Raw genomic sequence first — 13,071 nt, forward strand, 5'->3', positions numbered from 1 at the left:
ACTTGAAAGACCAGTCGTGATTAGCCCGTAGAACTTACTTACATGGATGGTATCTTTTGCAAAAGCAGAGAATCACCCAATTGAGATGTATCTTCTCTTCTATCTATTATTACTTGGCCTTCCTTTCCCCTTTTGATTTCTTCGATTACAACTTTTGTCATTCGGTCATAAGCCTGCTGAGTACCTGTTTTAAACCCAAGCGCCTCAACTAAACCGCTAAAAATACTTTGACTTCTACGAACGTTAAATAATGAATTATTGGCTGCTCTGTGATCCGTAATTTTCTTTAAAAGTTGATTCAATGATAATTGAGGTTCGCCTGCTATTTCTTGATATAGGCGTTTTAATTCGTTAAATTTTTTTCTTGTAGCATCTAAATTGGGGTGATTTTTGGGCAGATCCTCAATTTTTTTATACAATTCGTTGAGTACTTCCATTTGAGTAGGATTTACCTTAAAACAATTGGGTGGAGGTGGAAGAATATAAAACCCATTTTGAGGTAGTTGTCCTTTTATCAGTTTTATTTTGTAATCAAGCCCAGTAACAAATAAAGAGGGAACATTAGGAGAATATTGTAAGGTGTAATTAAGAATATCGCATGCTGTAGTACGGCATGTGTTCGATGTACTAATTTCTCTTGCTCCATCAACGATACCTTGACGAATTCGTTCATTATTAAAAGTGCTTGCCTTATCAAAAGTATCAATTTTTTGATATCTCAATGTTATTTGTTCTGATGGTTCTTCCTCAGGAATATAACACTTGATGCCTTCTCTAAGGTTAAATACACCTCTTTCTGGATAGGTTAATTTTTTAACTGGAACATTTGGAACTTTTCTTTTTTTATAGTACTCAAGCTGATCCTGATGAATATCTCTAGTGATTGCTAAAAATTCTAAATAGTGTTCATAAGTTATAGAGTATGCTTGATAGCTAATGTCTGAGTCACTTGTATCGCGTCCTTCATCCATTAATGAAGCATCAGAATGGCTTCCCACAATTTTTCCAAATAGGGTGAATTTGTCACTACAACTTGTTCCAAAGTCTTTGTCGATTACATTCCCCTTACCTACCTTCGCTAAAATCTCAGGTTTTCCATCTACCATAATCCCCAGCATGACGAAACTATGAATACCTTTTTTAGCAATGGTTATAAAAAATTCGCTTTTTTTAGTAGCAAGAATAACAGACTTCGGCATATTTTTTTCTCTCAAATGCTCTAAGCTTGAGATTATAGATTATATGTTAGCCATTATGAATATAAAGTGCATGGTTAAAAAATAGTTTTTACGGGTTGGAATTAAGATATAAATGATGTGTGAATATCGAAAAAAATCAGGTCATGTTGGTCAAGACCTGATAATATAGAAAAAGTCAGACTTATACTGACTTTTCATTTGCATACTTCAGTCTACTTTGGTAACTCATCGAATCGTTGTAAATTGATAAGCTTGTCTTCCCAAGATGCTCTACTCGCATAAAAAATATGAGCAGTTGGCTCTAGGTATGTATCATTATCAAGTGTCCCCGCTGGTAAAACCACGTTGCCCTTTCCATTTTGTCTCGGGAGCGGGCTTCCACAGGTCTTGCAAAAAATACGTTCCTTTCTGGTATCTTGCAGTTTGAAATAGCCGATATTTTTTTCACCTCTTTCCCAAGATAATTGAGAGCCATCAAAAAAAACATTAGCTCCGTGAATCGAGCCAGTTTCTTTTCTACATCGACTGCAATGACATAAATACATTGCTGCAGGCTTTTTCCCAGTAATCACATAGCGACATGCACCACATAAACATTCCCCTGTATATCGATTCATTTAAAACCTCTCCTTATTTTTTAAGTAATCAGCTTTGGTAAAAAACCAAGGGAACAAATTTTGATTTGTCTGGTAAACTCCAAGCTACGCTTTCTTAGCTGATTATTTTTTCAAACTGTTCTCTGATGTCTCTGAGAATAAATTACTCAGGTGTGCTTGAGTGTAATCAAATAATTTTTGACCAACAGCCATTCCAACTGCAACTCGTGCTGTACCCCATCCAATTCTGAATTGTTGCTGAAAAAAACTCAATCGGCTTAAGAAGGATTGCTGTGGTGTTTTTGATTCATTCCACACTTTAGTGAATACCTCACATGCAGATGGCGGTTTGAGATTTGGAGGTGTTGCATATTGCATGTTGCGAACATAATTGAATGGACTTGATGCAATGGTGGCGACTGCAGCTGCACTTGCATTATAGAGAAACTCAACATACGATTGATTCGATCCAAGAGCTGTATTTCCTGATTTTTTACTCGTTGTTTTCATCAAACTCCGTAACATTTCATATGTACTTCCAAAGACCATATCGCGTGTCATCGTTGCCGTAGTTCCCTTTAGAAAGGGTTTAATACCTCCAAGAGTCCACATGTCACGAACGCTCAAGCGAAAAGATGCACTCTCTTGTCCCCATGTATGATATTTGATAGCAGAAATACTATTGGTTAATGCCCCTCCAATGCTTCCTGCTGCCATACCTACATAAAATTGAGCGACTGTTTGGCTAAAACCTAAATTATGCTGCAGATAAGGAAAAAGGTACGATTTGAGCTCTCCTTGAGCAATATAGTAAATACTTCCAAGAAACGCACGTTGCACTATTGCTTGCGAAAAACCCTGATATGGAGATTTAAAATTTTGCACTGACAGAAAAGGTCGGTTATATTTCACAGATAAATACAAAGCGCGATCCCATGGATTAAAAAACCCCGAGTTGGATACACCTGCAATTAACCCACTGGCAACATCAATATTAAACTTTTGTTTATAATTTAATTTTGGATCCTGCTCATTTGATTGTACTTTTGTACAACTTGCGCTTCTCATCCCCAGCTCTCCAGCATTACTTTCAAAACAGCATTATAAAGGATCCAACTCGGCAGGTTCTATTTTAAGATCAAATTTTACTTTAAATTTGAAGCATTTTTCATATGGAACGATTAATAAATTTAATAGATTCTGACACTTAAGTATTCGTTTAATGTCGCAAATCTATATTATATTTCGGACAAATAGGACGTATGACATCAATATGAGTAATATTGACCACAAAGAAACAAAATTTATTAAAACTGAAAAAAACATTTGCATTTAAGACAATATTTATATTAATCTGAAGGGGACTCACAAGGAAAAGGAGATCACCATGTATAAAAAAGAAAATGCTCGTTTAAAAAATGGAAATAATAAATCAAAACAACCTGATTCTAATCCGAGATCACAACGTTTTTTTAATCAAAAACAAATTACTCCCTCATCAGAAATGCAAGGAGCGCAAAAAACACAACAACCTCAAGAAATCAGTTTGCAAACTACTACTGACCTTTTATTAGCTGCTATTTTGCAAGAATTAAAAACTCAAAATATGATTGAGTTCATGAAATTAAAAACCCAGCAAGAACAAGAGCAAGAGGAGTTACATGCAGCTGAAAAAATGCAAGAACAGGATCAGGCTCGATTCGAAGAAATCCGACACACGATGTATGCTTGATTTAATTTACATTCCAACCAATTAGCAGATTTTCTGTTAATTGGTTTTTACCTATTGGTAGCAAAAATAGCTTATCCAAGTCACACTACCTCCTATCTATGAAGACAGCTTCATCATCAAAAGCCCAGAAACAATCAATACTGCCGCAACAATTCGCATGGTGTTTACAGGTTCACCCAAAATGATGAGACCAACTAGGAAAGCACCAACGGCACCAATACCAGTCCAAATCGTGTAAGCTGTTCCCAATGAAAGTGTTTTCATTGATATTGACAAGAGAACAAAACTCGCAATCATCGTTACAATTGTGATAATACTAGGCAAAATCCTGGTAAAACCAAGAGACTGCTTCATGAAAAATGCCCAGACTACTTCAAATACACCAGCAAAAACCAATAAAACCCATGCCATACAGCCCTCCTTTGAAAAGTCGGGCCGTCCCGCATGCAACCATAATGGGTGAGGTCGTCCTCACATTAAAATGATACATGATCTGCACCGTATAAACGACTCACATTGACACCGAATTTGTTGGTTTCAAGGATTTATCACTGGATGTAATATGCAATATTGAATCATCACTGTCTTTTTCAACAAATTGAAGTTCATAGCTTGCAACAAATTTAGCAATAGCTACTTTAAATAAAACTTCGGTCACTGCAAATGCTGGGCAATTACGCATGCCTACAGAAAAAGGAACAAATGGGAATTGGCCTATTGTATGATGGTTATTTTTAATGCCAATCGACTTCTCTTCATCAACATGTTGTTGCTCAGCTTGCAAAAAACGTGTCGGGTCAAATTCATTTGGATTAGTCCAGTATTGCTCCCCTTTAGCTAAAGCATGTAAATCAAATATAATCATCGTATTAGGGGGTATGGTCATTGAATCAGATGAATATCCATTTTGGGTATATCTGGGTACCGCCACGGGAGCATCAAACCGAACTGACTCTTTATAAAAAGCATCCAATACAGGCAATGACTTAAGAGTTCTGATATCTAACTCTTCACTCAACGCAAAATGAGCTCTTTCAATTTCATCTCGAAGAATTTCAAATTTTTTGGGGTCTGCTGCAATTTGCTCAAGACATAGTACAATTGCATCCGTGAGGTTATCTGCAGCTTTTAGGATCATTGGCAATGATTGAACCATAGGATTTTCAAAATATCTTCTAATCTCCTCCGTTGATAAAGATTTTAAGGCAGATGACAGCTCTTCCCCTGTAAGCGTTGGATTTTCTTCTTTAAATAAACTAACGATTGAAGCAGCAAGTAAATTAGCGTTTCCTGGATGATCATTTTGATGAAGTACTTCAACAACTTTTTCGAATTCTTGCTCTAAAATACTTCTTGAAAAAGCACGGTAAGCATCTCGTTTTTTTCTTAAACTCGGCATAAAATTAAGTAATTCAGGAAAAGGGAATGCGCCCCACCGCTTTACGTCATTTCGATAAGACTCCATTACATCATAAGTATTGTCCGGTAATTGTTTGATCCCCAACATATTTTCTACCATAACAGCACGTACAATAGCGCAGACTATATGCCTGGTTGGAATGTCTGTATCAACAACTACGGTCTTTTCAATTTCTGTGATCGTGGGGTAAGCAAGACGTGATGGTGTAAGAAAACGAGAGAGATTTTTTCTCGATAACATCGCATCATGTCCAATATCTGAAATAATAAAAAAATCGTTTCCAGAAAAAAATTTAAATGAAGCATGTCCCTTGCGACTCGATTGTTCTTTGTCAAATTGATTTATTAATTCAATGAGCTGAGATTGAGATCGTGGTGTGATTACCGCATAGTTTCCGCCCAAATATCCCAAGCTGATCACACTATATCCCTCTTCACTGCTTCGAGCTTTAGAGATTAATTTTTGGAGCATCGCTTTAGGATCTTGGACAAATTCTCTAGTGTAACCAAATCCAAATCGTTCAACTTGAAGGAAAATACCTGCCGCAGTTTCATAAGCTTGGTTTGAGTAATACCGCATACTTAACCCTATTGAACTTTCTAATAGTTTGCCAAACATAAATAATCTCAACATAAATCAAATTGAGCAACTTTAAATCATTGGGCGTGCAGTGTAAACATTTATACCCGTTTTTTATCATTGCTGATATTTGATTTCATTTAAAATACGATGAACTGGAGTAGTGTAGTACGGTAGCGAGTGCTTGCACCAGGTTACGCTTATTTTGTTTGTACCTTTCTTCAAAGCCTAATCTGCACTGCTTTGTTTTTTTTAGGATACAACATTGAATCCTGGTGCTTTGATTCATCCCAAATTTCATCTTCAGATAAGCTTGTTTCAATGAACTCAATTATAGCTCCATGCTCCTCTACCATAGCCACTCTAAAATTTTTTAATGGAAAATAAGGTTCCAAAAGAACATGTTTTCCATTTATCGCTTCATCAATACTCCCAACCTTGTAGGCTATATGCGGTTGAGTTTGAATCAATCGATGCAGGGGACAATTAGGGCCAAACCGATGATATTGAATTCGACCAGGTAACTCTCCTCCTGAGGTGTACATGTCCATAACAGAACTATAACGCTCACCAGAACGAGGTTCAGTGACCGGTATTCCCACATGATGATATTGATATTTCATAATAAACCTCTAATTGCTTTGATTTATTTATATTCTATACATTAATTGTTCCAATATTAATCAACATTATTTCCGCAATTGTGAACCATTAGTTTATAATAATACATATATTTAATAACTAATTATTTGTTATGTTTAATCTTTCTCAATTAAGATGTTTCATAAAAGTTGCAGAGTATCTCAATTACAATCGCGCCGCAGAGGAGTTGAATATCACGGCAACGGCTGTGAGCAAGCAAATCAAAAAACTGGAATATCAATTGGGTGAAAAACTCTTTATTCGAGACACACGCAAGGTTCAGCTGACTTTATTTGGTATCCTGCTTCTGGAAAAATGTCAGAGATTACTTCAAGAAACCCAACTCATCGAACAATTTATTGAATCACGGCGCACGGTTCCCCAGGGTCAAATTACAGTTTTGGTTTCGACCATTCTTGCAAGCGCGTTAATTTTAGACAGGCTTTCTGATTTTATTGAAAAATATCCCTTAATTGAGTGTGAGCTTTTATTCTCTGAACAAGACAATGACTTAGCACGAAAAGACATCGATGTGATGGTTGGCTTCCCTGAGATTCCACCATTTACCGATCAATTAAAATATAGAAAGATGAGGCCTGTTACCAACATCCTCTGTGCAGCCCCAAGCTTAATTGAAAAATACGGAATGCCTGTTCAGGCCTCTGATCTCATGTCATTTCCTTTTATTTCGCATAGTTTAAGAAAACCAGCTACAGAACTCCCACTAGAAAATGGAACATACCTACCCTGTCCAAAACCAATACTTTTTATGGATGATTTTAATGCACTAAACCAAGCATGTAAAAACGGAATAGGCCTCTTTTTAACAGGTGATAGATTGGTTGAAAATGCACTTAAGGAAAAAACACTAATACAACTTCTTCCAGAAATCGAATTTAAACGATATGAAGTTTTTACTTTTTATCAGCCTCATGGATCTGAACTACCCAAGATTAGGGTCTTTCTTGATTTTTATGCTCCGAACTGTTGAATTACATTTCTTATACGATTTTTCTAGACAGAAAGAAAGGAACTATGGCTTTTACAGGGATTTTCTTTTTAATCGTATTACTTTTATCAATTGCCATACACTTCAATGTACTTGAATAGTAGTGCTCAAGATAAGCTACGTCTTAAAAAAATCTAAAACAGAATCATGTACTGCCATTGTATCATCAAAACCTAATTTTATTAATTCACGAGTGAATGCTTTTTCAAATAAAAGAAAGCTCAGTAAGTCACCAGAGTGACGCTTAGCACCAAGAAAATTAAGCAGAATGCGCAAGAGCATAGGTATATTATTGTATTGAGATTGAGCCAGATTGGCTACATCCACACTGGGTCGTAGATGTAAGGTTTGGATAGGTCGCCAATGAGAATGATCTCTTGCAGGAACCATGCGTGCCATATGATTCATATGACTTACCATCTCTAGATCACGCTCAAGATTATCTAAAAACAATCCATTAACCATCCCCCCTAAAACACGCGAAAAATCAATATCGCCGTTCCGTAATTTTTCTGAAGCGTCCATACTTGGTAATGTACGTGTACCAATAATTAAAATTTTATCTACCTGACTACGGATAGCGCCACGTAGAGGAGCGGCTAATCCCACATGACCATCTCCATAATGAAGTCCATCGATTTTTGCAGGCGGAAAAAATAAAGGTAATGAGGTCGATGCCAGAAAATACTTCATTTGCAGGGTAACGCGTTGACTGCTATGAAGTGGATCATCCCAATCCTCAAAATCTTCTGCATGATGTTGATAAAAAGAGATGGTTTTCTGCATTTCATAGCAATTGCTGATAATTTCCATCATTTCTAAGTGCTTATTCTTGATAACACTGTCTAGTACCTCAAAATTAATGATGTTATTAATAAACTGGTGCAAAGGCGAAGTATCAAGAATATGGCCCAAAAGACGTTGCTTGGTCAGCATACTGCTCATATTACGCATAGCCGATATACTCAGCGCATAATTACTGGACTTAAAAATATGCTGACACGTAATATTATTCCATAATTCATTTAATTTGTTTGCGCCGGCAGGAAAATCCAGTGCATTTTCAGCGATTACCGCCGCATTAATACTGCCAACGCTCACTCCACTAATTATATTGAAAGGAATTTTTTTTGTATCAAGAATTGTGCTGATCGCTTTAAGCACCCCTGCCTGATAGGCTCCACGGGCTCCACCACCAGCTAAGTAAAGCGCGATTTTGGTCATTTTTTACTGTTTTAGGAAGAGAAGTAAAAAATATAGCCCTATTGCAAGTTGCTGGCAAGTCATAAAAAAAGCAGCAAAATTAGATGTGGCCTTAATCGAAAGAGAGTTAGCAGTTCTGTTGTGCAAATTATTTCAATATTCTTAGGGTATTGACAGAACCCTCTACTAAATTGTATATTAATAGCACAAATAAATTTTTTTGATTTTCCCATGTCTCATTCTACCGTACACCAAAAGTTAAATAGAAAAGCAGCTTTTAAACAAGCCGTTGCTTGCTTTTTTTATTTTAGCTTTTTTAGCCCGGCGCTGGGTGGTTAGGTAGAATAAACTTACACTCCAACCCCCAGCTTAGTCTGGGGGTTTGGTACCCGAATTCCTAGACTATAAAAAGATGGGAGTTGGATAGAACCAAAGAGGAGTGTACATCATGCATCATCAATCGCGGCGTAGTTCTCATGATCTATCCAAAGCCCCTACTGGGTGTAGGAGGGGATTATGAGCTACTCGGTTTTAAAAAAACTACCTCCAGTAGAAGAAGTTATTCAAGAAATCCCCTTATCTCATGCTGCCTCTCAGCAAATTGCTCGCGATAGAGAAGAAATCAAAGCAATTTTAGAAGGCCGTGATCATCGTCTTTTAATGATTGTGGGTCCTTGTTCTGCCTGGCCTAAAAAGGCTGTTCTGGAATATGCCAAACAATTAGCGAAATTAAATGAGAAAGTAAAACATGAATTAAAATTAATCATGAGGGTATATATTCAAAAGCCCCGAACAACTAAAGGATGGACAGGGCCTGTAAACCAACCCGATTTATTTTCTCCCCCGGATATCGCAGCTGGAATAAAATACACGCGAGACATGATGATTAAAGTCATCGAAATGGGACTTCCAATTGCTGATGAAGCTTTATTTACCCATAATGCCAAAGGATTTCTTGAGCTTCTCTCATGGGTAGCAATTGGTGCCCGCAGTTCAGAGGATCAAGAGCATCGAATTTTTGCTTCCGCTCTAGATTGCGCTGTAGGATTAAAAAATCCCACACACGGTTCGTTAGCTGTGGGGGTAAATAGTATTGTTGCCTCACAACACGCTCATGTCGCTGTATTTGATGGTTATGAAGTGCAAACCCATGGCAATCATCATGCTCATCTGGTTTTACGCGGCTCAAACCATGCACCTAATTATTCCATTGCTCATCTTAAAGAAGTGAAGTGCTCTATGGATCTACATCATATAGCCAACCCTTCTGTCATTGTTGACGTGAGTCATGATAATTGTCTGGTAGATGGCAAAAAAAATCATCAATTACAACCATCGATTGCTTTTAGGGTTTTAAAAAACCTTAAAAAACATCCTGATTTAAAATCATTGGTCAAAGGATTTATGGTTGAAAGTTTTATCAAAGAAGGCAGTCAAAAAGTAGATCCAATGAACTCAGAAGCTCTTGATTTAAGCGGTCTATCTATCACCGACCCCTGTTTAAGCTGGGAGCAAACAGAAACTTTTCTATTGGAATTAGCTAAGTTACGCTCTTTAGAAAAAAAAGAATTACCCATGGAGGAACTCGTATGACTACTTTATTTGGTATTTCCGGTGATGCGGGTTCGTTTTCTGAAGAAGCGGCCCTAATTTATGCCAAGCAAAAAGGAATTGACCCGACTCTTATTCATTTACTGGATATGGAAGGTGTTCTCAATGCCATTGAAAATGAAACCATTGATCTGGGTATCGTGCCTGTTGTTAATCTTTTAGGAGGATTAGTAAAATCAACGTTCCAAGCAATGGGAAGACATTTATTTACTCCTGTTGGCGAATTATGGCATGAAATTAATCAATGCTTGCTTGTAAATCCTGGAATTCAGGACAATCAAATTACTCACATCGCATCCCATCCTCAAGGATTAGCTCAATGCAACAAATTTCTACAAAAACAATTTAAAGACACCGAACAAATAGAGTGGATTGATACAGCAAAAGCAGCTAAAGATTTAGCAGAAGGAACACTGCCATTTCATGCCGCAGTCATTGCACCAGCACGATGTGCCGAACTCTATGGTTTGGAAATAAAAGCAGCAAATATTCAAGACAGCTATCCGAATCGAACTGCTTTTATCCTGGTAAAAAAGTATCGCGATAACGTAAGTCTTCTCAAGTAAGGAGAACATAATGTATACGCTCGAAGAATTGAGAAAACAAATTGAACAAACAGATGCGTGCATCATTGAAATCTTAGCAAAGCGTCAAGAGTTATCGAAACAAATTGGCGTTTTAAAATCCAAAGAAAGGAAAAAAATAGTAGACCGCTCGCGAGAAAAACAATTGTTTGAGTTTTATGAGCATTTATCCAAGCAATATCATTTACCAGAGGAATTTATCAATCGTTTATTCAAAATAATCATATCAAACTCAAGAAAGGTACAAAAATAATGAAAATTTTACCTGAAGATTCAGCAACAGTTGTGATCAACTCATTAGCTCAGCAAAAAATCAATGCGGGCATTAAAATTTATAATCTAAGTGCTGGCGAGCCCAAACTTCCACCTCATCCATCAATTGTCACTGCGGCGACACACGCTTTAGAGCAAGGACATACTCTTTATCCTCCAGTATCAGGAATTCCAGAACTACGTCTTTTGGCAAGTGAATGGATGAATGAAGTGTATGGGTGCTCATTCCAAAAAGAAAACTGCCTTGTCGTTAATGGTGGAAAATTTGGAATTTACTTATTGATGCAATTATTAGTGCAAGAACACGATGAAATCATTATCCCCTCTCCCTATTGGGTTTCCTACCCCGCCATGAGCAAATTGTTTGGTGGTGTGCCGGTTATTGTTGAAACTCAAGAAACAACAAGCTGGAAGCTGACACCACAAGCACTCAAAAACGCATGTACTACTAAAAGTAAACTCCTTATTCTGAATAATGCCACGAATCCAACCGGTGCATTATATACTGAATCCGAGCTTGCCGAATTATTGCAAATCGCTCATGAGCAGGGACTTTTAGTTATTGCTGATGAGGTATATAGCGCTCTGACCTACAATGAGCACAATTATATCTCTTGTGGTTCCTTTCCCCAATTTCAGGATCATATCATTATCATTCAAAGTTGTTCAAAAAATTTTGCCATGACCGGTTGGCGAATCGGCTTTGTGTTTGCTCCTCAGCACCTTATCCAGCCACTCACTGCATTAGTAAGCCAAAGTACCAGTGGCGTGACTACTTTAAGTCAATGGGCAGCTGTTGGGGCATTAAATGAACTAGAGAATGTGCGTTCCTGGGTGAAGCAATGCATGCAAAAAAGAAGAGATACTCTCATTAATGCCTTGTCTCAGTATTTTGATCTCACCATACAACCACCTGCTTCCTCTCTTTATGTATTTATTTCCTTAAGTAGTCTGGGTTTTAAAAAACAGAACTCCGCAGAGTTTTGTAAGCAAGCATTAGAAGAAGCCCATGTTGCTCTTGTGCCTGGTATCGCATTTGGCACAGAAGGTTATGTACGTTTATCGTTTGGGGGAAGTGAAGAGGATTTAACAGCAGGAATCCATGCGTTGGCTCAATGGTGTAATAAATAAATAGCCACCTCAAACATCCCGGTGAAAATCTTGAAATAGGTCCAATACTTCTGCTAAAAATAGCAGTGTGGCTCAGATGTGTTACAATTCAGCTTCAGATATCAAATATGATATTTCATCTATTCTATTAGTAAGAAAAGAGCGTTTTGAAAACAGGAGTAAGTGGATGTCCCACGACCATAGTCATGCAACTCCAACGAATCAGAATAAAAAATATCTTTGGATGGCATTTATTCTCACATCAACCTATTTAATTGTTGAAGTAGTAGGGGGACTTATCACGGGAAGCTTAGCCCTTCTTTCAGATGCAGCACACATGTTAACTGATTCCAGCGCACTAGCCATCTCTCTGACAGCAGTCCATCTTTCCGAACGCCCCGCTAATTTACGAAAAACATTTGGTTATCATCGTTTTGAAATTCTTGCAGCTGCTTTTAATGCAATTTTACTTTTTTTTGTTGCCCTTTACATTTTATATGAAGCGTATCAACGCCTCTATGCACCCGCGAGCATACAGACGGTAGGCATGTTTGTTATTGCAGCAATTGGATTGTTGATTAACTTAGTCAGTATGCAACTACTTTCAAGCGGAAAAGACAAAAACCTGAATGTGAAAAGTGCTTATCTTGAAGTATGGAGCGATATGCTTGGCTCTGTTGGTGTATTGGTTGGAGCGCTAATTATTCATTGGACTGGTTATGAATGGGTAGACTCTCTCATTGCCATTGCAATTGGTTTATGGGTTTTGCCTCGTGCTTGGATCTTGTTAAAGGAAACTATTAATATCCTTCTTGAAGGAGTGCCGGAAGGTATGGATGTTGAGGAAATAAAATCTGAAATGTACCGAATTTCCGGTATTTTGAGTGTACATGATTTCCACCTTTGGGCACTTACTAGCGGGAAACCCAGCCTTACTGCTCATGTAGTTTATGATAGTGCATATAATCATTCAGAAGAGTTATTACCCCTGCTTCAAGAAATGCTTGCCACCAAGTTTTCGGTTTACCACACAACACTACAATTTGAAAATAAACCTTGTGTTCATACAAGAAATGGCTGCAATTATACAAAACATTCATCCTGAGATAGGTG

At 37.5% G+C, this 13,071-nt stretch carries 14 protein-coding genes; 7 read left to right on the top strand and 7 right to left on the bottom strand.

Translation table 11 applies throughout. The features are described 5' to 3' along the window. Positions 1 to 38 precede the first annotated feature (38 nt). The 3 genes from Ltuc_RS13040 to Ltuc_RS13050 all read right to left on the bottom strand — a co-directional run bounded on the left by Ltuc_RS13040 (position 39) and on the right by Ltuc_RS13050 (position 2,863). On the bottom strand, positions 39 to 1,199 hold the full coding sequence (locus Ltuc_RS13040; RefSeq protein WP_058521799.1) for a hypothetical protein: 1,161 nt from the start codon (positions 1,197 to 1,199) through the stop codon (positions 39 to 41). 212 nt (positions 1,200 to 1,411) lie between these two features. Then, the gene (locus tag Ltuc_RS13045) at positions 1,412 to 1,816 is read right to left on the bottom strand and encodes a GFA family protein (protein ID WP_058521800.1); all 405 of its coding nucleotides are present in this window, start codon (positions 1,814 to 1,816) and stop codon (positions 1,412 to 1,414) included. Between the two features lie 102 nt (positions 1,817 to 1,918). Continuing rightward, entirely contained in the window at positions 1,919 to 2,863 is a 945-nt protein-coding gene (locus tag Ltuc_RS13050; protein WP_058521801.1) for a hypothetical protein, read from the bottom strand. 319 nt (positions 2,864 to 3,182) lie between these two features. Between Ltuc_RS13050 and Ltuc_RS13055 the strand changes: the two genes are divergently transcribed. After that, entirely contained in the window at positions 3,183 to 3,527 is a 345-nt protein-coding gene (locus Ltuc_RS13055) for a hypothetical protein (protein WP_058521802.1), read from the top strand. A 96-nt stretch (positions 3,528 to 3,623) separates the two neighbouring features. On the opposite strand, the gene Ltuc_RS13060 is transcribed toward Ltuc_RS13055, so the two are convergent. The 3 genes from Ltuc_RS13060 to Ltuc_RS13070 all read right to left on the bottom strand — a co-directional run bounded on the left by Ltuc_RS13060 (position 3,624) and on the right by Ltuc_RS13070 (position 6,149). Beyond that, positions 3,624 to 3,938 carry a DMT family transporter gene (locus Ltuc_RS13060; RefSeq protein WP_058521803.1) on the bottom strand — a complete coding sequence of 105 codons (315 nt, stop codon included), beginning with the start codon at positions 3,936 to 3,938 and terminating at the stop codon, positions 3,624 to 3,626. Positions 3,939 to 4,038: 100 nt separating this feature from the next. Then, positions 4,039 to 5,526 (bottom strand): cytochrome P450, encoded by a 1,488-nt coding sequence (locus Ltuc_RS13065; protein WP_238584152.1) that lies wholly within the window; start codon positions 5,524 to 5,526, stop codon positions 4,039 to 4,041. 221 nt (positions 5,527 to 5,747) lie between these two features. After that, complete coding sequence (locus Ltuc_RS13070) at positions 5,748 to 6,149, bottom strand: hypothetical protein (RefSeq protein WP_058521805.1); 402 nt, start codon at positions 6,147 to 6,149, stop codon at positions 5,748 to 5,750. A gap of 131 nt (positions 6,150 to 6,280) precedes the next feature. Here Ltuc_RS13070 and Ltuc_RS13075 point away from each other — a divergent pair, with 131 nt between their 5' ends. After that, on the top strand, positions 6,281 to 7,159 hold the full coding sequence (locus Ltuc_RS13075) for a LysR family transcriptional regulator (RefSeq protein ID WP_058521806.1): 879 nt from the start codon (positions 6,281 to 6,283) through the stop codon (positions 7,157 to 7,159). 135 nt (positions 7,160 to 7,294) lie between these two features. Here the strand turns inward: Ltuc_RS13075 and Ltuc_RS13080 are convergent, their stop codons facing one another. After that, on the bottom strand, positions 7,295 to 8,401 hold the full coding sequence (locus Ltuc_RS13080; protein WP_058521807.1) for a patatin-like phospholipase family protein: 1,107 nt from the start codon (positions 8,399 to 8,401) through the stop codon (positions 7,295 to 7,297). A gap of 495 nt (positions 8,402 to 8,896) precedes the next feature. Here Ltuc_RS13080 and Ltuc_RS13085 point away from each other — a divergent pair, with 495 nt between their 5' ends. The 5 genes from Ltuc_RS13085 to Ltuc_RS13105 all read left to right on the top strand — a co-directional run bounded on the left by Ltuc_RS13085 (position 8,897) and on the right by Ltuc_RS13105 (position 13,063). Further along, the gene (locus tag Ltuc_RS13085) at positions 8,897 to 9,973 is read left to right on the top strand and encodes a 3-deoxy-7-phosphoheptulonate synthase (protein ID WP_058521808.1); all 1,077 of its coding nucleotides are present in this window, start codon (positions 8,897 to 8,899) and stop codon (positions 9,971 to 9,973) included. Beyond that, positions 9,970 to 10,557, top strand: a complete 588-nt coding sequence (locus tag Ltuc_RS13090; protein WP_058521809.1) for a prephenate dehydratase domain-containing protein — start codon at positions 9,970 to 9,972, stop codon at positions 10,555 to 10,557. The genes Ltuc_RS13085 and Ltuc_RS13090 overlap by 4 nt, the downstream gene beginning before the upstream one ends. Positions 10,558 to 10,567: 10 nt before the next feature. Next, positions 10,568 to 10,828 carry a chorismate mutase gene (locus tag Ltuc_RS13095; protein ID WP_058521810.1) on the top strand — a complete coding sequence of 87 codons (261 nt, stop codon included), beginning with the start codon at positions 10,568 to 10,570 and terminating at the stop codon, positions 10,826 to 10,828. Then, the gene (locus Ltuc_RS13100) at positions 10,828 to 11,979 is read left to right on the top strand and encodes a pyridoxal phosphate-dependent aminotransferase (protein ID WP_058521811.1); all 1,152 of its coding nucleotides are present in this window, start codon (positions 10,828 to 10,830) and stop codon (positions 11,977 to 11,979) included. The genes Ltuc_RS13095 and Ltuc_RS13100 overlap by 1 nt, the downstream gene beginning before the upstream one ends. 166 nt (positions 11,980 to 12,145) lie before the next feature. Further along, a complete protein-coding gene (locus tag Ltuc_RS13105) occupies positions 12,146 to 13,063 on the top strand; it encodes a cation diffusion facilitator family transporter (protein WP_058521812.1) in 918 nt (305 codons plus the stop codon). The last annotated feature ends 8 nt before the right edge of the window (positions 13,064 to 13,071 follow it).

The organism is Legionella tucsonensis (assembly GCF_001468035.1).
GTDB lineage: Bacteria > Pseudomonadota > Gammaproteobacteria > Legionellales > Legionellaceae > Legionella > Legionella tucsonensis.